Raw genomic sequence first — 21736 nt, forward strand, 5'->3', positions numbered from 1 at the left:
ACTTTTGATGACCGCAACTTCTCCCCGATTAAAGCACGAGGTTAAAGACCTCGGCCTAGCTGCCTTGGGAAGACAGCGCATTGAATGGGCTGGACGCGAGATGCCAGTTTTGCGGCAAATCCGCGATCGCTTCGCCCAAGAAAAGCCCTTTGCTGGTTTAAAGCTTGTGGCTTGCGCCCACATTACAACAGAAACAGCACATTTGGCGATCGCTTTGAAAGCCGGTGGTGCAGACGCGCTTCTAATTGCTAGCAATCCCTTATCAACGCAAGATGACGTAGCAGCTAGTCTCGTCGTCGATCATGAAATTCCCGTCTTTGCTCAAAAAGGCGAAGATAACGCAACTTATAGCCGCCACGTCCAAATCGCCCTAGATCACCGCCCCAACATCATCATTGATGACGGTAGCGATGTGGTTGCCACATTAATCCAAGAGCGCCAACACCAAATTGCTGATTTGATTGGCACCACTGAAGAAACCACAACAGGAATTGTGCGCCTCCGGGCCATGTTCAAAGATGGCGTTCTCACCTTCCCCGCAGTGAACGTCAACGATGCCGACACCAAGCACTTCTTTGATAACCGCTATGGTACTGGGCAATCGACTTTAGACGGCATTATCCGCGCCACAAATATTCTGCTGGCTGGTAAAAATATTGTCGTAGTTGGTTACGGCTGGTGTGGTAAAGGTACAGCCCTCCGCGCCCGTGGGATGGGTGGTAGCGTGATTGTTACCGAAATTGACCCCATCAAGGCAATTGAAGCCGTAATGGATGGTTTTCGGGTCTTACCAATGGCAGAAGCTGCTAAAGTTGGCGACTTGTTTGTTACAGTTACTGGTAACAAGCACGTAATTCGCGCCGAGCATTTCGATGTGATGAAAGACGGTGCGATCGTTTGTAACTCCGGTCACTTTGATATTGAACTTGACTTGAAATACTTGGCTTCTCAAGCTAAGGAAATCAAGGAAGTACGTCCCTTCACCGAAGAGTACAAACTGCAAAGTGGTAAATCAGTTGTCGTTCTTGGACAAGGACGTTTGATTAACCTAGCTGCGGCTGAAGGACACCCCAGCGCAGTAATGGATATGAGCTTTGCCAACCAAGCTTTAGCTGTTGAATACCTAGTGAAGAATAAAGGTAAGTTAGAACCTGGTTTGCACTCAATTCCTATTGATGTGGATCAAGAAATTGCCCGACTAAAGTTGGAGGCGATTGGAATTAAGATTGATACGCTAACACCAGATCAAATTGAGTACACCAATTCTTGGACTACTGGAACTTGATGATTGATTAATTGATTTTTTAGGGGATAGGCTTTTGGGCTTATCCCTTTTTTTGTATTTAATGGATACTGCAAAAGCGCAGGTCAAATGCAAATAGTACGAGATACAACCAACATTCTGTACTTCATTTTACAGTTGCTGGACTCAATGCTATTTCTGATCATTAAGCCTCTGTTTGCTGGTCTTTGTTTAGTTCCTCTGTACTATATTTTGGCTGTGTGACAGTTGAGGGTGCGGAATGTGGGATAAATGTTGTGAGTTTTGTAAGTGAGAAACAGAGATGAGAATCTTAGTCATTGGGGCGACGGGACCGACGGGACAGCAGATTGTCAAGCAAGGTTTAGCCCAAGGACACGAAGTAACTGCGCTAGTTCGTAATCCCGACAAGTTTGAAATGCAGCACAACTCCCTTCAAATTGTGAAGGGGGATATCCTTGACCTCGCCTCACTAGATGCGGTGCAGCAGCAAGATGCAGTCATTAGCTCATTAGGCACTAAAAAAATCAGTCTTGAATCTGTGACACTGTTTTCGGAAGGCACAAAAAAGTTGCTTCAGGCAATGAAGCGTCACAGCGTCAAGCGATTAATTTGTATCACTGGACTTGGAGCAGGCGATAGTAAAGGTCACGGCGGCTTGCTCTATGACAAGCTGATTCTACCGCTGATATTGAAGCGAATCTACGACGACAAAGATCGTCAGGAAGCCGAGATTCGTCAGAGCAATCTGGATTGGGTGATCGTTCGTCCAGGAATATTAACCAATGACTCGGCAAAAGGGAATTACCGAGTTCTGACTGACTTAACGGGGGTTACGGCAGGGAAAATTTCGCGGGCGGATGTGGGGGCTTTTGTCCTACAGCAACTCATCGGCGATCGCTATCTGAACCAAACACCCCTCATTTGTTATTAACAACCACAAAATCTGGATTCAAAGAGACGGTACAGAATACAGTATAGCCAACGAACTTGTTAACGCTGGTATTCCTAAAAATCAAATTGTTCTCGCGTTCCAACCAGCCGATATCAGACAGTATACTGAATTTGCAGTTACTTAATTAAGTGTAGTTGAGTAGGTGCGTTACGCTGTCGTTAACGCACTCTATGAAAGTTGTAGGTTCTCAAGTCTAAGATCCTAAACTATTTGAAGTAGGAACTGGGTTATCACCTGAAAATTATTAACTCTTCGCTGTCCGGCTGAAGACTCGATAGTATAGCCATGTACTAGTTTCCTTTAAGGGAAATAGTAGATAGGTAAGAGGATTTATTGCCACAATAATATTTCGGAAGTCTCGGCGTGCCAAAAATAAGATAGCACGAGCAACTTGCTGTGCAGACATCACTCCATAAGGATTCAGTTGACTCTTAAAAGGGCCAAGAATTAACTTGCGAATTACACAATCCCCGTCCAAACGCTTGAGAGTAACAATATCTCCTAGCGATCGCTTGCTGAGTTCATAAAGCGGACTCAGCGCTGGAGACACCTCAGCTTCAGAAGTGTTTACCCAGATTTCCTTAGTTGCTTTTGCTTGTGCGCCTGTCACAGTTGTCAAAAATACATCCATCAACCGCAATGCGGAAAAGGTATTCACCTCATAGGAGGAGTTGATGGCCTCTGGTGTGCGGCTAGCGTAGACATTGATTCCGTGGTTGATAATTAAAATATCTACTTTCTCTAAACTATTCTTCAGTTCGGCTTCGTTACCCAACCGCCAGGGAACCACCTTTACCCCAACTTGCTCTACTAATTTTTCTGGATTGGTGGTTAATGCCACGATTTTAGCATTATTTTTTATAAGTTCAGCTGTTAATGCTTGCCCCAACGCTCCTGATGCTCCGGTTAAAGCGATGGTTTTCCCCTTGAGGGACAGTCCTGTACCAAGAATTTTATCCACTAGGGGAAAGACACCACTGTAGTAAGCGTTGACATCATCAAAATGATGCCGCCAATGGTAAGACCGATTCACCCACCAAATGGATGGAATTGTCTCCAAAGGGCCGGGTAGGTGGTTGTAGTCTGTATCAATTTTTCCCTGGAAATATCGCAAGGACGCGCCATATAAAAAGGTGCAAGCATAAGCTACTCCCAGCCATAACCCCACTTGCTGGACAATTAAGGCAATTACCACCAATACCACCAGCAGTAGACTCGACTCTAAAATGTCGTGATAGAGCTGGGATTCTTGGTAAACTTTCGGGGAAACTATCGATAAATCCCGGCGATAGGCCATGTGGTGCTTGTTGTGCCATTTAGCAAGCCAATTGACTTGGTGACACAAAGCATGGTAGCTGTCTCTCAAAACCTCAGCGAGTAAAAGTGACAAAAGTCCCCAAGTAGCAAACTGTAAGCTGGCATTTAGCCAAACCCAATTAATTTGTAATCTTGCTTCAATTCCAATCAAGTTTTCAGCTAGCATTTTTATCACGTTTGTCTATACTCGTTTTTCTTAATCATTCTTCATGATCATCTGATAAAGGTGCATTAAGGTCGAGCCTAGAGCAAACAAAAATCAAATAGACTTATTGTCATCCTACCAACTACCGCTATTTAGCCACAATATCCCAGTTGACTTTCAGATAGCCAGGTTCAATATGGGTAAAGTGTTTGCTCAACTGCTGATGTGCTTTTGGTAGGGCGTGGAACGGAATTGATGCGTACAAATGATGCTCTGCATGAAATGGCATATTCCACATGAAAAATCGTGCCGGCCAGAGGGTCAGCGTTGTACGCGTATTCGTGAGCAGATTTGCGTCAATAGTGCAACCTGTATGTTCTGCTAGTAGAATAAACCGCAGAATCGGTTGACCTACAAGGAGTGGTAGCAGCCAATAGAGGAAAAACCAAGGCTGACCAACTGCAATTGAGATAACGCTCGCACCAGCATAAATACCTAATTGCCAACGTGTAGAACGAATGATTTCGGCTCGTGCTGCTTCTGGCACAAATGGAAAATTGTCAAATTGAGCAGTTGCAACTTGAAAATGCCCACGTATTTTACCCCACCACCACGGTAAACCGCTAATTATCAACAAGTATTTACCCCGGTTGTTCGGTTTGGGATCGGTCAATTCCGGATCTTTGTCAGGAACGCGAGTGTAGCGATGATGCCACTTATGATAACGACGAAAAAACGTGCTGTTGTAAAATGAGAGCAAGCCGGAAAACCAAGCTACAGCATCATTGAAACGATTGTTAGCGAAAGCTGTTCTGTGAACACATTCATGCATCGGTGCAAACATCGAAGCCAGACTGAAGCCGTAGATTACCAGTGCTGGTATAGCCAGCGACCAATTGCCAAAGTTTGTTGCCCACAGGTAGCCACTCAAACCCATAACAGTGAGATGAAAAGCCAGTTGAACTAGTCCTTTGGTGTTGGAGCGATCGTTTAGAAGACTTAATTCCTGTATAGTGAGAATCTGACAGAGGTTTTGCTTGTTATCAGCTTTGGGTTCCAATAATTCCGATTGGATAATTGCGTTATTAGACATAATTTTAAGTAGGTCGGCGTGGGTTCGCTTCTAACTGCTGAATTCGCACTAATTCAGATGTTAACACTACCTCCGTTTTATTCTTGTTATTACTATCTTTTGGTCGTGCTTGTAGTAATGAAGTTGGGGTTTGAGAAGACAGAAACTCTACTACATCAGCCCTGTCTCTTCATCCTCTTTTTTTGGCGAAGGTATTGAAGATGCGATCGCCTTTTAACAGAATCCCATATTTAACATCTATCAAAAAATATTGCTCCAGGGTTGACGTTTTCGTATTTCGCGCAGTCTGTAGTAACTTCTGCCTTCCCTGGAAGAACTTCCGTTTTTCCTGTAGCAACTTCTGCTTTAACCTTACTTAGTCCTAAGTTCTGAGTCCTGAGTAAGGTCTTCATCTCCCCTATCTCGCCTTGCTCAAATAACTTTCCTTAATCGAATTGTATTGAGGGGTAGGCAAAAATTTTCATTTATGCTTCAATGTAACTGCATCCTACATCACAAAAAGGAGGTTTGTTAAATCTTCCCCAACTCTTATGTCTTTTTTCTATAAAAGTTAAATCTTTATTTATGACTAATTATATTGTCAATACGCTTAACGACGAAAACGACGGCATTAATAACGGCGACGTCTCGTTACGCGACGCCATCAACGCAGCTAATGCTACTACCGGTGCTGACACTATTACCTTTGACAACAGTGTCTTTAATACTACCGCCAAAATTACCCTGACTAACGGGCCGCTGTTTGTTAATCAAGATCTGACGATTACCAACACAAGTACTAACCTACTCACCATCAGCAGTGATGTTAATAACAACAACACCAACGATGTCAGTAATGCGGGCTTATTTTTCGTCAACCAGGGCTCACTTACTCTGTCAGGACTTATTACTTTCAGCGGTAGCTTCGCCCAGGGTGGCAATGGTGTTGATGGCGGCAGCGGTGCTGCCGAGATGGGCGGGGTGGTGTTTATCAACGGTGGCAACATCACAGTCAACGCCTCGGTTCTCATCAATAACGAGGCGAACAGCGGCAATGGCAGCTTTGGCGGCGGCAGCTTAAGCGCCACTACTGTCAACGAGAACGTCGTCGCTAACACTGTCATCGGCACATTTACCAGCACTGACCCAAACAAAAATGACAACTTCATCTATAGTTTAGTCACAGGGACTGGCGATACTGATAATGACGTTTTCACAATTGATGGCAATAGTCTTAAAATCAAAACTTCCCCAGATTTTGAAACTAAATCTAGTTACAAAATTAGGATCAAGGCTACAGATATTAGTGGAGTCATCTATGAGAAACCCTTGACTATCACCGTCCAAGATATCAAAGAAATTGCTCTGACAAATACCATTGATAACATCTTTCAAATCAAAAACGACGGTGCTAAAGCAAGACTCCACGTCACTCTCACTGAAAACAATTCTAACCGCGTGAGTGAACTAGGAGTATTTAAAGTTGACGATGATAAAGGCACAATTAACGGTATTGTCCCTGGTGCTACAGGTTACACCCAAGCCGCCTTACAACGGTCAAAGGTTATTTTATCCGCCATTACCAATCGTCCCAATGGGTTTAATTCAGAACTCACACGCTTACTAGAATTCGATTCTGGTGATAACCTGAGGTTTTATTTGGTTAAAGACAGTACAATCGATGCTGTCTTAGTTGAGCTAAAAAATGGAATTACCTCAAGCAGTGTACTGTTTTCCGATTCTTCAAACCAAAAGATCACAGACTTGGGGGTTGATAGCTTTTCTGTTGCTTGGAAAGATCCTTCAGGTAACACTGCTGACTTTAGGGATCTGGTAGTGAAAATTAAGCCGACAAATGAAGCTGTACCTCTGGGTACAAATTTACAAGGAAATCAACAGGGCGAAGTCATTGATTTGCGGGATGTGAACCAATTGGTAAAAGCTGATTTTATTGTTTACCGAGAAGCAGTTTTCAATAATTTTGTCGGCTTCTATCAAGTCACAGATGCCAATGGTGGAATTGATACAAATGGTGATGGCAAAGCAGATATTCTCACTGGACAGGCTGGTTATACTGAAGCCGCTATTAGTCGGCGTATTACGGGTATTGACCTCACAGCTAATAACCAAACTACAGCTACATACACAGGAATCTTTCAACCAGGTTATATCTTTGCACCATTGATAATTGTGAATGGCAAACCTGATGCATTTTTAGATGACAATTCTAATAATGATCCGGCGGTTTACTTCCCATACTTAGGTGCTAACTCCGATAAGGTAGATCATATCCGCTTGTTAGGCAGTAATATTTTTGGCTTTGAGGATTTAGCAAATGGTGGTGATAGAGATTTCAATGATGTCATTGTGCAAATTAATCTGAGTGTCGCCTAAACAATAAATGATTTTATGCTAATGAAAACCGCTGTAAATCTATAGTAATCCTCAATCATTCGTGAGAGATTTGAAAAAATAGGGCAATATGACAATCCCTTCGCCAATTTACGAGGATTCAAGGCTTGTATAATTCGCTCAAAGTTGTTGTGAGAAAAAACAACTCTACTACATCGGCCCTATCTCTTCATACTCTTTTTTTGGCGAAGGGATTGATTCAGTTATGCAAATTAAATATTTTTCAGCTTAATTACAAATTCCGAATTCCGAATTATGCTGACTGTTTGCGCCAGTTGTGTTTTTTAAGCTTTGTTTGCCAAGACTCCATATAAGTGTAGAAAACGGGCGTCAAATAAAGTGTGAGAAACTGCGAGAACACTAACCCCCCAACTACTGCTAGACCAAGAGGGCGGCGTGTATCTGCTCCGGCTCCCAAACCGAGGGCGATGGGCAGCGTACCCATGAGTGCTGCCATTGTCGTCATCATAATTGGACGGAATCTCACCAAGCAGGCTTCATAGATAGCATCATAGGGGGTTTTGCCGTTTTGACGGGCAATGATCGCAAAGTCAACCATCATGATGCCGTTTTTCTTCACAATGCCAACCAGCAAAATAATGCCCACAAAGGCATAAATATTCAAGTCAACTTGAAACAGCAACAGGGTCAGCAGTGCCCCAAATCCAGCGGAGGGTAAGCTAGAAAGGATAGTCAGGGGGTGAATGAAGTTCTCGTAGAGAATCCCCAACACGATATAAATCACCAAGATGGCAACCAGCAGTAACATTCCTAAACCCTGAATCGATGACTGGAATGCCTGCGCTGAACCTTGGAAGGCTGTACTAATAGTAGGTGGCAGTGTTTGACGAGCGAGTTGCTCAATTTTACCAGTGACGTTACCGAGTGAAACTCCTGGCTTGAGGTTAAAGGAAAAGGTGACAGATGCTAGTTGCCCTTTGTGGTTGATGGTCAAGGGGCCCACATCTTTGGTCAAAGTTGCTACAGCGTTGAGAGGTACAAGTTGTCCACCGGGGGCACGAACTGAGAGTAAATCCAGGGCATTGGAATTTTGCTGATATTTTGGTTCCACGCCCATAATCACTTGGTACTGGTTATCGGGGGCGTAGATGGTGGAAACTTGGCGAGTACCATAGGCATTACTCAGGGCAGTTTCGATTTGATTGGCGGTCAAACCTAGAGCCGAAGCGTGGTCGCGGTTAATGTTTACTTTTACTTGCGGATTTTTGATTTGCAAATCGCTGTTGACATCTTGTAAATCTGAGAGCGATCGCAGTTTTTCTTCTAAAGCTGGAGCGTACTGGTAAAGCTCTTGAATATTGGGTGTTTGCAAAGTAAATTGATACTGCGCTTTCGTCTGTTGTCCACCGACATTGATGGCTGGGGGATTTTGCAAGAAAACTTTGATTCCAGGCACACCTGACAACTTAGGTCGAAGTTCCTGCACAACTTCATCAGCACTGAGACGACCCTCATGGCGGGGCTTGAGTTCAATTAAAATTACTTCCAGCGTTAGCGGAAGCATTTGGCCCGCCAGCCCCGACGCTGGAGTTGATGGAATCGACATTCGGATCACGGTAAGCGATCGCAGCTATTGCCGGTTGATGTTTTACCATCTCATCAAAGGATATATCCTCTGATGCTTGAGTAGTTGCAGTGATTTGTCCAACATCTGCGTTGGGAACAAATCCTTTAGGCACAATTATAAATAGATACACTGTTGCTACAAGAATCGCTCCCGAAATCACCATTGTCGTGCGGTGATACTTGAGTGATTTCTTCAAACTCCAATCGTATCCGCCCAATATCACATTAAAAACGTTTTCTGAAAAGTTGTAGAGACGACGGTTAAAATTTTGGATTTTGGATTTTAGACTTCGGCTTCTCTCCGAGACGCTACGCGTAGCTTGCTTCTCCGTAGGAGTACGCTCAGTCGAACGATTTTGGATTGGGAATTGGGAATTGAGAATTTCTGCCTCAGCTTCCCCTGCTTCCCCTGCTTCCTTTACTCCCTGACTCTCCGGTTCATGATGAGGTGGACTCAAGAATCTCGAACAAAGCATTGGCGTCAAGCTCAGAGAAATTACGCCAGATACCAAGATTGCAACGCTAATAGTAACAGCAAACTCACGGAACAGTCGCCCCAGAATGCCTTCCATGAAGAGTATAGGGATAAATACTGCTACTAAGGAGATGGTCATAGATAAAATTGTGAAACCAATTTCTCTAGAACCATTTAGGGCTGCTTTCATGCGGCTTTCACCCATCTCCATGTGGCGGACAATGTTCTCCAGCATGACTACGGCATCATCAACCACGAAACCTACTGAAAGGGTCAACGCCATCAGCGATAGGTTATCAAGGGAATAACCAAGCAGCAGCATAATCGCAAAAGTCGCTACTATCGAAAGCGGTACTGCCAAACTGGGAATGAGTGTAGCAGAGATATTGCGGAGAAACAGAAAGATTACCAGCACCACCAGGGCAATGGTAAGCAACAGTGTGAATTGTACATCATCCACCGACTCGCGAATTGACTGGGAGCGATCGTAGAGAATATCTACGTTCACAGCCGCCGGAATCTGTGTCCGAAAGGTGGGTAGGAGTTTCTTGATTGCATCCACTACTTGAACGGTATTAGTTCCCGGTTGGCGCTGAACTGCCAGAACGATCGCCCGCACACCAGAATTTTGGATTGAGGATTTCTCTCCTACTCCCCTACTCCCTGCTCCCTGCTCCTTAGTGTCCTTCTTGACAGCAAAATACCAGCTTGCTATTTTGTCATTTTCCACGCTGTCCAGAACTTGACCCAATTCTCCTAGCTGCACTGGTGCGCCATTTTGATAAGCTACATTCAGGGAGCGATAGCTGGCAGCATCGTTGAGTTGACCGTTTGCTTGAATCGTAGAATTCTGCTGTTGCCCGTAAAGTGTCCCGGTAGGCAGATTGACATTTCCGTTAGCGATCGCATCAGCTACTTCATCAATTCCTATTCCTTTGACACTCAGCGATTCCGGGTCAAGCTGAATCCGTACCGCGTACTTTTGGGAGCCGTACACCTGCACTTGTGCCACTCCATCCACCATCGATAGGCGTTGTGCCAGCAATGTCTCAGCATACTTGTCTACAGTTTAAAGGGGCAGAATAGACGAATTCAGGGAGATGTAAAGGACTGGCTGATCCGCCGGATTTACCTTTCGGTAAGACGGGGGATTAGGCATATTCGTAGGCAACTGCTTCGCTGCCTTGGAAATAGCAGACTGGACATCTTGTGCTGCCCCGTCGATATCCCGATTTAGGTCAAATTGCATCGTAATCTGGGCACTACCCAAAGAGCTGGTAGAGTTCATCGAACTCAATCCCGCTATGCTAGAAAACTGCTGCTCTAAAGGAGTTGCGACTGAGGCAGCCATCGTTTCTGGACTAGCTCCGGGCAGGTTAGCTGTTACCTGGAGTGTTGGATAATCCACATTGGGCAGGTCGCTAACGGGTAGCTGTTGGTAACTGATCAGCCCAAATATCAAAATGCCAACCATAACTAGGGTTGTCATGATTGGACGCCGGATGAATACCTCAGAAATGTTCATCGCGCTTCCTGCCTGTTGTTTCCTACTTCCGGTTTGACTTGGACTGTGGCACCAGCCACTAGGTTGAATTGTCCATCAGTAACTACTTGCTCACCTGATTTCAACCCTTGCTTGATTACCGTTTCGTTCTTAACAGTGTCACCGACGGTAATTGGACGCATTTCTGCTGTTTTGTCGGGTTTGACTACATACACAAACTGCCCCTGCTGTCCACTTTGTACCGCCTGAGAAGGAACAGTAATGGCATTTGGTTCTTCGCTGAGTTTGAGTACTATATTGACAAACTGCCCTGGCAACAGGCGATCGTCAGCGTTGGCAAAAGTACCTTTAAGCTGAATTGTGCCTGTTTGGGTATTAACTCCACTATCAACAAAGGTGAGTTCACCCTGCATCGGATGCCCTGCATCTTTAGGAGGTAAAGCATCGACTTCTAACTTGCCGTTAGCACTGTATTTTTTCAGGTCTGGCAGCAACCTTTGGGGAATAGAAAAGTTGACGTAAATTGGGCGAATTTGGCTGATTATAATTAGCGGATCAGTGGCATTCGCCTGTACTAGATTGCCTTGAGTTAGCTTCAGGCTGCCTGTGCGTCCGGCAATTGGTGAGTAGATGGAACTATAGGAAAGCTGAACTTTGGCATTGTCGATCACAGCTTCATCTGATGCTACTGCTGCTTTGGTATTTTGTACATCTGCTTGGGCTGCTGCCACTGCTGCTTGGGCATTTGCTACTCCACCTTGATCTGCTTTCACCGTTGCCTGTTGAGCCTCAGCAGTAGTCTGGTACTGTTGGGCCTGTTCTTTACTGATTGCCCCTTTGTTGAGCAAACTAGCATAACGTTGAGCTTGCACATCTGCATTTGTTGCCTGGGCCTTATCCTTGACTACATTCGCTTTTGCCTGGTTCACATCGGCAATGGCTTTGAGGACATTTGCCTGTGCCTGTTTCACCACCGCTAAATCTTTGGCTTTGGCAGCATTAGCTTGCATCAGTGCGGCTTGTAGAGGGCGGGAATCAATTTTAAATAACAAGTCTCCTTTGTTAACGTTCTGTCCTTGCTGAAAATAGACGCCAGTAAGTTGTCCGCCTACCTGAGACTTGACAGATACCGTGGAATATGCTTCCACCGTTCCCGTCGCCGATAGCTGTATTGGAATAGTTTTTTGAGTCGCAGTTGCAACCACTACTGGCACAGCTCGTTTTTTTCCTGCTTCTTTTCTGCTAGATTCGGCTTCGGAAGCATTACAGGCACTACACAAGTAAGCTAGACCTAATATCAGTAGCGAGAACCGCCCTATTTGAATAATGCTCTGAAAACGAGGAAAAATTTGAGCAGCCAAGGACGAAGGCTTTATCGTCTCAACAGGGGCTAAACAGCGCATATCAACAATTTGGGGGAAAGGGGAAAGCACAGACACGTACTAGCTTGTCGTTAGATATCGCATTTTTCGCAAAATGGTTGGTTGCGATTAATTCTAATTAGAGAAGCGTAATATTAGTTAATCTAAACATTAGTGTACTAATAATTTTTTCGTTTAGCCTATCCCTTTTGGAAAGAAATTGTTATTAAACGGCTGTGACTTTGGTATGAAGCCGTTGTGACTTTAGTATGAAGTCTTTGTGACTTTATTATAGGGTTGTATTGCAAAAATTGTTTGAGAACAAATGGAATAACCTAAGCAACAACTTTATTTTCCGAAGGCGATCGCTGTTTGTCGTTAAGCCAAAATGAATATTTGGAGTGAGACATTCAAGCGATGCCTACGGCGGTAAACTACGCTCTCAACTGAAATTTAAGCAGCACAAAAAATCGGGGCAGGTGACAAACCCGCCCCGATCGCTTCTGATATACTGCGCCCAACGGCTGTTGCTACAGGCTTTAAACTATCGACTAAATGCACCATATCTTCTAAAGAAAGCGCTTGACGGGCATCAGAAACAGATTTTTCTGGTTCTGGGTGACATTCAATAATTAATCCATCTGCACCGCAAGCGATCGCAGCCCTAGTCACAGGTGCCACTAGTTCCCGTTTCCCGACGGCATGGGAAGGATCTACAATCACAGGCAGATGAGTTATTTGCTTGAGTGCTGCCACTGCCCCTAAATCCAGGACATTGCGAGTGTAATCATCGAAACTGCGGATACCTCTTTCGCATAACACCACATCAGGATTCCCGTGGCTGAGAATATATTCAGCAGCCATGACGAATTCTTCAATTGTTGCTGCTAAACCACGCTTGAGTAGTATTGGCTTACCAGCTTGTCCCAAAGCTTTGAGCAAATCAAAGTTTTGCATATTGCGGCTACCAACCTGAAGCATATCAGCGTGGGCGGCAACTACTTCAATTTGGGAAATTGACATCACCTCGGTGACAACTGGCATATTGTAAAGCGATCGCACCCTTGCCAAAATCTCTAATCCTGACTCTCCCATACCCTGAAAAGCGTAGGGAGATGTACGGGGTTTGTAGACACCGCCACGCAACCCCTGCACGGATGCAGTAGATAGCTTTTGGGCGACTATCTCCATTTGTTCTAAGCTTTCAACAGTGCAAGGGCCGCCGATAATTACCAGTTCTTTGCCCCCGAAAGCGACTTTTTCTGAAAGTTTAACGATTGTCTGGTGGTTCGGATAAGATTGTGCGGCAAGTTTGGCATTAATCATGGTTCCATTCTCCTAAAAAATTAAGTATTGGCGATTGGGGATTGGGGATTGGTTATTCCCCTTATCTCCCATGCCCCAGTCCCAGATAACAATAAAAAAGCCCGGAACCTTTGAGGAGTTCCGGGCGCGTTCTGATTCATCGGCATAACGCTATTTACCCGGAACTTACTCTGGGCCAAAAGTAAAAGCCATAAAACCAGCTACTGAAATAACTCATGACGATGAAATTCTCCTTAAAAAAACAAAAACCGCAGAGTTTGCTCTGCGGTTCACCGGGCGGTTTCCATCAGGAAACTCAATTCACTCCCGGTGAACCACCCTAAACCAAAAATAAAAGTAGGAATTTGTGTTAAGCATTTACGAGGCTTTTGCTAGAAAATTTAAAGAACTATACCTATTTAGGGTAACATTAACAGGAAGAGTAGGCGGTGTCAAGACCCCCATAAACCATAAAAAAGCGATAGACTCAGTACAACTGTGGGAGTCAAGACTAGTAACGCTTTGCAAAATTCAAAATCACGTTTTGTTCTGATTGTGTGGTGAAGTACTAGTTGCTTGTTTGCGTATTAGGATCATCAGTTTCATTATGCCCAGTTCCAAAATCTTAGCCCAATCATTCGACTATCATGGAGTTTACCCCTGCCCAGTCTGTCGGATAGGTAAGATTTCTCATCTGCCATTGATGGAAGCTATGGGTTGTGACTTTTGCCACGAGATTTTTACAGTTAACCTAGAACTACAGCAAATCAAGATGCCTTCTAGGCAACCACCCTTAATTTGGCGTTGGAATGGGTTTAGTTGGACAGAAGCCCAGTTGGAAGGTGTGGAATTAGGTTGGGGTTATGGACTAGCAGCAGCAGTTTTTGTAATTCTTCCCACTACTCTAATTGGCATAGTAGCTTACTATTTTCCTGCTAATCTCAAGGAACCGATTACCTGGATGCCATATATTTGGACGATATTAACTTTCTTATCACATTTATCAATTATTGTTTGGATTTTTATTGAAGTCTATCAGATTCCAATTGCAGCATATTTGAGAGCGATCGCTCGATGGAGAAATGGGGAGATGGGGAGATGAGGAGCAGAGGGAGACAAGGGGACAAGGGGGAATTTTTGAACAAGTTTCTTGCTTGTCTCCCCCCTCTCCCTTGTCTTCCTTGTCTCTTGCAAATACCCAATGCGCCATGATCAATGATCAATGACATAATGATGCAGTGAACAGACGATTTCATCACTAATAATTAAGTTGATTGTCCATCAAAATATCGTATGAGCGATCTGGAGCGGTACTATAGAGTTTTGGAATTAGAGCCTGGGGCAACACTTGAGGAAGTGAACCAGGCTTACAAAGATTTAGTTTTTGTTTGGCATCCCGATCGCATTCCTAAAGACAATCTCCGTTTACAGCAGAAAGCACAAGACAAGCTGAAAGCCATAAATGAAGCTCGTGAAAAGTTGCGCTCTCTAAAAACCAAACCTCAAACCACACTTAACTCACCGCCACCTCAACAGCCAAAACCATCTCAAACAACCCAGGAACCACCAAAGCAAAGCTCAGACTTGAGTGGCAAAGACTACAGTCGGTCAAATTTGAGCAATAAAGACTTATCTGGCAGAAATCTGAGTTATGCCAATTTGAGTGGTGCTAATCTCAGCGATACTTTTATGCATAAAGTCAACCTCAGAGGTGCAAATTTATCTGAAGCAAATTTATTTCGGGCAAACCTACTTTTAGCCGATCTCAGGGAGGCGAATTTACGCGCTGCTAATTTGATTGGAGCTGATCTCAGTGGGGCCGACTTGCGAGGAGCCGACTTGACAGGAGCGCGGATTCGTTCTGGTGAGCGTCTTCTGGTTAAACTAGTTGGTACTAACTTAGCAGGGGCAATTATGCCTGATGGGTCAATTTATCAATAGCTGAGGTTGTGCCATAACACAGAGTGTATAAATTACTCAAATTAAAAAGCAAATAGGCATATTGAGAAAGCAATCAAGGCTTTTGAGAAAGCAATATGCTTGAATGCTTGCTAAATCTACCGAAATGAGAAAGCATTCAAGCATTTTGAGTAACTTATATCTTGCACCTGTAGGGATAAACCCTGAAGATGCACATAAAGAACACAAAAGTGAGACATTAGGACTAGAGGTAAGACTAAATGCTGGCAAGTTGGAAATATAACGATTAAAGCAGTGAAGTTTCGGATGAGGGAAAAAACACCACTTGGGGATGCGCTCACGTTTGGCGTGATCATAACCGGACTGCGATCGTAAATATTCATGATTCGACCAAGGTTTACACTGGTATCCGAAACATGAGAAAAAGGGCGTTGAAGTATATCTGAATTAAGCAAGAAAAATGGTTTCAATTCTTGCCCACGCCCAAAACTTAATGTACACCCTGCTGTCATTGATGCCTTCTGCTTACCAGCAAGAAAATCTTGAAGCGATGTTGGGACTGTTCTTACAGGCACAGGGATACCCGCTACCTGAACACAGTAAAAGTAAGTCAGTGCCTTAAGTCGATTTCTCAACATATACAATTGGCCAAAAAAAAGTGTAGTTTTTGCTACTCGTAAGCGTTACATTATTATGGCGACAAATGTCTCCATTTGGCTCTAAATTCTCAATTAAAAATTAATTTAATCAAAGTCAATTTTGACAATGTAATTTCTCCCTCTACTTAGTCTTCATTGCAGAGTAAAAGCATTTTCAATTACTGATTCCACTTTTTCCTAAATTAGTGGAATATCCTCCAGCATCAATCAAAAACTAAGAAACGCTTGTGACTCAAAACCGTAGATGGCTAACCACAAGTGTTTTTGATAGGTAATGCTTTCTAACACTTTTGCGCGATAATGGCTCTACTGAGTATGGGCGATGTTTAACATATACTAGACGATACTCAAATTGACTTGCACGATCGCATCGTTGAAATCTTTGTCACCACCATTTGCTAAATCCTCAAAGCCAAAGATGTTACTCCCTAACAAGCGAAGGTGATCTAATTTGTCAGCGTTAGCTCCCAAAAAGGGGAAATAAACTGACGGATTGTTATTGGAATTACTATCAAGTAAAGCATCAGGTTTACCATTAACAATAATAAATGGCGCTAATATAGAACCAGGTTGGAAAGTTCCTGTGTAAGTTGCAGTACCTTGATTATTAACTGTCAAGTCAATATCTGCAACACGCCCACGGACTGCGGCTTCAATATAACCAGCTTGTCCAGTGAAAATATCTGCTTTGCCATCTAAGTTGGTGTCAATACCACCATTCTCATCAGCTACTTGATACAAACCGATGAAATTATCGAAAGCTGCCTCTCTGTTGACTACAAAATCAGCTTTTACCTGACTTGTAACATCCCGCAAATCAATAACTTCTCCTTGTGGCTTTCCTTGCAAATTTGTACTCAGAGGTAATGCATCATTGGTGGACTGAATTTTTACCACCAGATCCTTGAAGTCAGTAGTGCTATTACCATCTGTGTCCTTCCAAGCTAGGGAAAACTGATCCGAACCCAGGTCTGTAATCTTTTGCCTTAAAGAGTCAGAAAATAGTATGTCTGTAAGAGGAGTGACTCCAGCACGTACAGCATCAGTTGAGCTGTTTCTTACTAGATAAAATCTCAAGTTATCACTAGAGTTAAATTCCAGCAGATGTGTCAGATTGTTGGTATTAAATCCATTGGGAAGATTGGCAATAGCAGAGAAAATTACTTTAGCTCGGTCTAAAGCTGCTTGGGTGTAACCTGCTGCACCTGGTGCAATACCATTGATGTTACCTTGAGCATCATCAACGGTAAATGCTCCTAGTTCATTGACAAGATTAGAGCTTCGTCCGGTGAGAGTAACTTGAAGTTTTGATTTGCCACTACTATTAAAGATGTTAAAAATATCATCAGCAATTTTTGAGAGCTTGAAGGTAGGTAAGCTGTTGCTTTGTTCGACAGCTAGTACAAATGTGTCAGTTGCACTTACACCATCATTATCTGTGGCTTGTACCTCAATTGTGAAACTTCCAACATTGGTGTTAGTTGGTGTCCCGCTGAAGGTGCGAGTAGTAGGATTAAATTTCAGCCAACTAGGTAAATTACTGTCATCTTTTAAAGTTGCCGAGTAAGTCAGACTGTCACCTGCATCGATATCGCTGAAGGTATTGGCATCAAAAGTAAAGCTGAAGGCTGTATCTGCTGGGATGGATTGATCTGCAATGGGTTGATCGAGTGTTGGGGCATTGTTGAGAGAGTCAATCATCAGATTTACTTGAGCCGGACTAGCGGCGTAAGCTGTGCCATCAAAGCCATTCCAACTAAAGGCGACATTACTTTTAAATTGACTACTGGGTTTGAATTTGAGTTTGCTTAAATTATCGACATTAATCTCTTGATCTTCAGTAACTGCTACACCATCAAATTCGAGAATGCCATTGCTGGGAAGGGAAGAAATTTGAATCTTGGTAAGGCTATTACCATCAGGATCTTTGAAGGCATTATTGAAATCTTCATCTGTAAAGAAAATGATGCTATCTGTAAATCCACTCTTAGTGATGTCACTTAAGATGGGTGGTTTAAAGTTTAAATAACTGGGAATTTCGGAATAATTGATAGATTGAGTGCTTTGAATTGTGCCAGTAGCATCAACAGTCACTAGTTCCAAGGTTGTACCGTTGTTTGTATTCTGGAGCAGCTGATAACCAGTCACTGTTTTTTCAATTTGTAGTAGAACGATACCTAACTGATTTAAAGTTGCTTCTTTTAGTAGCGTACCATCATTGAGTTTAAGATACTGTTTTTCTTCTTGTTCATCGATAATGTAGCCATTAGAACTACTCAATAAACTTGCTGTCCCAACTACATCTATCGCTTCAGAAACTTGATTAATAATTCCATCTCTATTCAAATCTTGTTTGAAGTCGATTTCATAAGCACTCAGATTTGCGAGCAAAACTACTTTTTTCGCAATTTTGCTACCGTATTCATTCAGAATTAAGAGAGAGTACGTACTATCGCTATTTTGCCCCATCGCATAATAGTGGGCTAATGGCAACTCTGAAATATTAACAAAAACTCGTTCTACAGCTATTGGCTTCCAATCACTATTATTCCCCACCTCATTTTCATTAAAGACTTTTTTCGCCCGTGTTTCGTTCTTATCTTTTAGTTGATAGGTTACTTTGGTTTGTCCAGTTTCTATTTGAGAACCTGAAAATCTATCTTTCTCCTTGTAGTTAACTAGAGCTAAAGTGACATCCCCCGCTTCTTCAACTATATCCGTTATGCCAATAAATCCATCTTCGTTAAAATCTTCACTAAATTGACTTTCGTATTCTGCAACTTCAGCAGTAGTATTCAGACCCCTGGTATGATCTGCACCCATGTAATCTTCTACCGCATCAATATTTGGGGGTTGATAAAAAGTTCCAGAATTAGAACTAGGTTCATAATAATTGTTAGATGCACCCATTTTAAATCTCCAGAGATACCATCTGGGATTGTTAGCATCTGGGCTTTTCCACATCACATAAACAAATCCCTCAGAAACCACATCTCTTTTAACTACTGAATAGGGAAATGTGCCAAGCTGTTCTGTTATCGTTTTTAATTCAGTAGGAACAAAAGAGGCTGCGATTGCTTTCCAGCCATTTCCGGGGTTATTTTCTCCAAAATTAAGTTGTCCGGACGGCAGATTATAGTAACCAACTGGAGCAGGAGAACCATTTTCATTAGATTTAAGCAGAAAGTTTGGTATTCTTTCTTGCAAAATTGGCCCAAAAGGAACTTGATTACTATATCCAACTTGGGTAGTCACTCTGATTTGTGGATCTCTAACAGCGTAGGAAACCTTATACTTCTTAGGATCATCTCCTAAAGGCTCGATCAGCTCATAAAGAATCGTGTAATCATCTTTATCAATGTCTGAATCGATAATTCTTACACTTCCTTTAAAGCCGTCCTGATTTAGATCTTCATTGAATAATCTTTCATAAGATCCTAGTCGAAAAGTATTGACTACTTGCCCTTCACTATTGCGTTCTATTAAGCTCCCGTCGTTAGGATCATTAGACGGCACTTTTTTATTAAAACTGTCTATACTCCAAAGCGTGAAATCACCAATTTCATTTCGGAAAATTACTCATTTATAATTAGGATTAATAATATTATTCTCAGGAAATACAAACTTTATTGGTTCTCCAGGTAACGAAACACCTGAAGGATCAGATAAATAATTAGATTCTGGTCTTTCTTGCGCTTGACCTAGCCAGTAACCTTGATCATCTTTCCATAAACCTAGTCCTAGTATATTGCCATCGATCAATCTCCCAGGTTCAATGTAACCTGTTCCGTTTAAGTCCTGCTGTAGTTTGGTTTCATAACCAGCGACTTTGTTAGTGGTTATAAATGAGGGGATAACAGCTTGGACGTAAGTATTGCCATTTTCTATGATTTTTTTTTATTGTTCCCAAACAATAAAAGGCTCAGGATCGCTCTTTTGAAAAGGAGGTAAAAGCTTACTGAAAACAACTGTGTAGTTCCCCGATGCATCTTCTTCCGCACCGATGGGACGATATTCTCCGTAGGGAGTATTATCGAGCGTATCTTTTGGTTCGGTAATTGTATTGCCGTTAGTGTCTCTGAGAATTAGTGCTTTGGAGAGCAAATCAGCGCGATTATAGGGATCAAGAGGATTATCAGATTCCTTTAACTCACTGGCTTTGTACAACACGTAAGTATAGGTGTTGCCCTCTAGCTTTTTAGCTAGGATGGTATTTCCTTGCTTTTCTAAAATTTCTACAATCGGAATATTATCTCCAACTATTGATAAGGGTGTTGCGATGTCACTTTGAAGGGCTGATAGAGGTGAATCTGGTGTAGATAAAGGTATAGGTACAGTAAAGCTTATTATAGGTGCAAGGGAGGCAGGCAGTGTCTTTTGAATATTTCCAGTGCTTAAGTAAGGAATTGGGAATTTTGCAATGTCAAATTTTTGCTTATAAAGCGGGCCAATTGTTTCTTTTTTACTAATTCCGAGAGCATCAACTGTTGCAGTGGCTTTACCAATAATTAGGTTTGAATAGATATCAGCATATAAACCTGCACTAGCTGTCAGTTTGGGAGAATCAAAACCAATATTGAGTTTAATGTCTGCTGTGTTACCGCCTTTTGCATTTAGTTTTGCTAATGGATTGCTTCCTAAATCTATTTTTGGAAGAGAAGATGAAGAAATGAGCGGTATTTTAGATGAAACTGAACCATCTTCAAATTCCAGAGTAGCAAATAAATCCCCGAAGTTAATTCCTGTATCTAATTTGAGATTTATTCCTCCATTTAATGTGGCTGTAATGAGTTTCCAATCTATTTTAAAAACATCGAAATATTCTCTCGTTCCTGATAAAGGTGTTAGAAAAGGTTTTAGAAAGGGAATATTGCTGAGAACCCTAATGAGATCAGCTTCTAAAGTTACTATAGGAATTTCACTGTGAAGACTAATGCCATTTGTTGATACTTGCAGTCCTTGTTTAAGAATTCCAACAACTTTATTATCTGTTGTTGGATAGTCCAGATTTACCTTAAACCCGGCTTCTTTAAATGCTGCTGGTAAATCAACTTTATTCTTGCCAGAATCACTAGATTCTGAACTGGATAAATCTAAAATTGGATATTTTATTCTTGCATCACTTGTACTAATTTTAGGGATCAATGTGACAGTATTGTTGCCAAGCTTGCCGTCTAAATACCCTCCAAGACCTAGCTCAAACCCTGCATACAAATTATAGTCAGGAGCAGTAAAATTAACAGTAGGTAATATGTTATTAGAGTTGAAATTGCTCTGAAGCTCTAATTGATTTCCAACTAATTTGAGTCCTAATTGACTCCAAGGAAACTCTAAATTGAGAGATCCTAAATCCAACTTCGCCTGCAAATCTAAACCTGCTGTTAATCGAACTTCTCCTTCAACACCTACAGTTTTGCCTAGAATGCCTACAGAATTATCGAAGTGAGTAATCTCTTTATCTTTAACACCGATAAACTTACTGTAATTGATGGTCGGAAACCCTAGAAGGTCGTTGAATTTGATTTTTTTGCTTGCATTAGAGAAGTTAAGATTAAAAGCCATAATTCCAAGTCCTATTTGTCTAACAACTCAAAAAATCAGTAGATATGGCAAGCAACGCTTAAGTGTAAGCTGTGTGAGCGTTCCTACGGAACGCCACATGTATCGCTTCTCTTACCGACTAAGTAAAGAATATAAATACTGCTTAATCAAATACCCTACTGCATGGTATAAAGTTTGATGGTCGAAAAAAGTCTAAAAAAA

The 21736-nt window shown here is 42.4% G+C and carries 13 protein-coding genes and 3 pseudogenes; 7 read left to right on the forward strand and 9 right to left on the reverse strand.

Features of this window, described 5'->3' with window-relative positions; translation table 11 throughout:
• The first annotated feature begins 7 nt into the window (after positions 1-7).
• From ahcY to V7K85_RS23920, 3 genes and pseudogenes are all read left to right on the forward strand, one after another.
• Positions 8-1285 (forward strand): adenosylhomocysteinase, encoded by a 1278-nt coding sequence (ahcY, locus tag V7K85_RS23910; protein ID WP_334817183.1) that lies wholly within the window; start codon positions 8-10, stop codon positions 1283-1285.
• A gap of 280 nt (positions 1286-1565) precedes the next feature.
• Positions 1566-2195: an NAD(P)-dependent oxidoreductase gene (locus V7K85_RS23915; RefSeq protein WP_334817185.1), complete on the forward strand. Its 630-nt coding sequence runs from the start codon at positions 1566-1568 to the stop codon at positions 2193-2195.
• A pseudogene (locus tag V7K85_RS23920) lies at positions 2191-2340 on the forward strand (element excision factor XisI family protein); the annotation flags it as partial. The gene V7K85_RS23915 and the pseudogene V7K85_RS23920, both read left to right, overlap by 5 nt.
• A 120-nt stretch (positions 2341-2460) precedes the next feature.
• Here V7K85_RS23920 and V7K85_RS23925 read toward each other — a convergent pair.
• The 3 genes from V7K85_RS23925 to V7K85_RS23935 form a co-directional block, all read right to left on the reverse strand.
• Entirely contained in the window at positions 2461-3699 is a 1239-nt protein-coding gene (locus V7K85_RS23925; protein WP_334817187.1) for a bifunctional sterol desaturase/short chain dehydrogenase, read from the reverse strand.
• 127 nt (positions 3700-3826) lie between these two features.
• On the reverse strand, positions 3827-4771 hold the full coding sequence (locus tag V7K85_RS23930) for a fatty acid desaturase family protein (RefSeq protein WP_334817189.1): 945 nt from the start codon (positions 4769-4771) through the stop codon (positions 3827-3829).
• A gap of 230 nt (positions 4772-5001) precedes the next feature.
• On the reverse strand, positions 5002-5163 hold the full coding sequence (locus V7K85_RS23935; protein WP_334817191.1) for a hypothetical protein: 162 nt from the start codon (positions 5161-5163) through the stop codon (positions 5002-5004).
• 172 nt (positions 5164-5335) lie between these two features.
• On the opposite strand from V7K85_RS23935, the gene V7K85_RS23940 reads away from it, so the two are divergent.
• The gene (locus tag V7K85_RS23940; RefSeq protein ID WP_334817193.1) at positions 5336-7144 is read left to right on the forward strand and encodes a DUF4114 domain-containing protein; all 1809 of its coding nucleotides are present in this window, start codon (positions 5336-5338) and stop codon (positions 7142-7144) included.
• A 271-nt stretch (positions 7145-7415) separates the two neighbouring features.
• Here the strand turns inward: V7K85_RS23940 and V7K85_RS23945 are convergent.
• The 3 genes and pseudogenes from V7K85_RS23945 to aroF all read right to left on the reverse strand — a co-directional run bounded on the left by V7K85_RS23945 (position 7416) and on the right by aroF (position 13415).
• Positions 7416-10749: pseudogene (locus V7K85_RS23945) on the reverse strand (efflux RND transporter permease subunit).
• The gene (locus tag V7K85_RS23950) at positions 10746-12161 is read right to left on the reverse strand and encodes an efflux RND transporter periplasmic adaptor subunit (protein WP_334817195.1); all 1416 of its coding nucleotides are present in this window, start codon (positions 12159-12161) and stop codon (positions 10746-10748) included. The pseudogene V7K85_RS23945 and the gene V7K85_RS23950 overlap by 4 nt, the downstream one beginning before the upstream one ends.
• A gap of 381 nt (positions 12162-12542) precedes the next feature.
• Positions 12543-13415 carry a 3-deoxy-7-phosphoheptulonate synthase gene (gene aroF, locus V7K85_RS23955; protein WP_334817197.1) on the reverse strand — a complete coding sequence of 291 codons (873 nt, stop codon included), beginning with the start codon at positions 13413-13415 and terminating at the stop codon, positions 12543-12545.
• Positions 13416-14001: 586 nt separating this feature from the next.
• On the opposite strand from aroF, the gene V7K85_RS23960 reads away from it, so the two are divergent.
• From V7K85_RS23960 to V7K85_RS23970, 3 genes and pseudogenes are all read left to right on the forward strand, one after another.
• Complete coding sequence (locus V7K85_RS23960; protein WP_334817198.1) at positions 14002-14496, forward strand: hypothetical protein; 495 nt, start codon at positions 14002-14004, stop codon at positions 14494-14496.
• Between the two features lie 191 nt (positions 14497-14687).
• Positions 14688-15335 (forward strand): pentapeptide repeat-containing protein, encoded by a 648-nt coding sequence (locus tag V7K85_RS23965; RefSeq protein WP_334817199.1) that lies wholly within the window; start codon positions 14688-14690, stop codon positions 15333-15335.
• Between the two features lie 439 nt (positions 15336-15774).
• A pseudogene (locus tag V7K85_RS23970) lies at positions 15775-16004 on the forward strand (IS701 family transposase); the annotation flags it as partial.
• A 305-nt stretch (positions 16005-16309) separates the two neighbouring features.
• Here the strand turns inward: V7K85_RS23970 and V7K85_RS23975 are convergent.
• The 3 genes from V7K85_RS23975 to V7K85_RS23985 form a co-directional block, all read right to left on the reverse strand.
• Positions 16310-19489 carry a putative Ig domain-containing protein gene (locus V7K85_RS23975; RefSeq protein WP_334817201.1) on the reverse strand — a complete coding sequence of 1060 codons (3180 nt, stop codon included), beginning with the start codon at positions 19487-19489 and terminating at the stop codon, positions 16310-16312.
• A gap of 63 nt (positions 19490-19552) precedes the next feature.
• Positions 19553-19735: a hypothetical protein gene (locus tag V7K85_RS23980; RefSeq protein WP_334817203.1), complete on the reverse strand. Its 183-nt coding sequence runs from the start codon at positions 19733-19735 to the stop codon at positions 19553-19555.
• Positions 19736-19870: 135 nt separating this feature from the next.
• Positions 19871-21535, reverse strand: coding sequence for a hypothetical protein (locus V7K85_RS23985; RefSeq protein WP_334817204.1), 1665 nt, complete (start codon positions 21533-21535; stop codon positions 19871-19873).
• Positions 21536-21736: the final 201 nt, after the last annotated feature.

The sequence above is a fragment of the Nostoc sp. genome (assembly GCF_036917615.1).
Lineage (GTDB): Bacteria > Cyanobacteriota > Cyanobacteriia > Cyanobacteriales > Nostocaceae > Nostoc.

Coding starts and splice junctions, on each gene's coding strand:
- aroF (WP_334817197.1), bottom strand. CDS start 13,415: ATGATTAATGCCAAACTTGCCGCACAATCTTATCCGAACCACCAGACA.
- ahcY (WP_334817183.1), top strand. CDS start 8: ATGACCGCAACTTCTCCCCGATTAAAGCACGAGGTTAAAGACCTCGGC.
- V7K85_RS23925 (WP_334817187.1), bottom strand. CDS start 3,699: ATGCTAGCTGAAAACTTGATTGGAATTGAAGCAAGATTACAAATTAAT.
- V7K85_RS23985 (WP_334817204.1), bottom strand. CDS start 21,535: ATGGCTTTTAATCTTAACTTCTCTAATGCAAGCAAAAAAATCAAATTC.
- V7K85_RS23965 (WP_334817199.1), top strand. CDS start 14,688: ATGAGCGATCTGGAGCGGTACTATAGAGTTTTGGAATTAGAGCCTGGG.
- V7K85_RS23940 (WP_334817193.1), top strand. CDS start 5,336: ATGACTAATTATATTGTCAATACGCTTAACGACGAAAACGACGGCATT.
- V7K85_RS23930 (WP_334817189.1), bottom strand. CDS start 4,771: ATGTCTAATAACGCAATTATCCAATCGGAATTATTGGAACCCAAAGCT.
- V7K85_RS23935 (WP_334817191.1), bottom strand. CDS start 5,163: ATGAAGACCTTACTCAGGACTCAGAACTTAGGACTAAGTAAGGTTAAA.
- V7K85_RS23960 (WP_334817198.1), top strand. CDS start 14,002: ATGCCCAGTTCCAAAATCTTAGCCCAATCATTCGACTATCATGGAGTT.
- V7K85_RS23915 (WP_334817185.1), top strand. CDS start 1,566: ATGAGAATCTTAGTCATTGGGGCGACGGGACCGACGGGACAGCAGATT.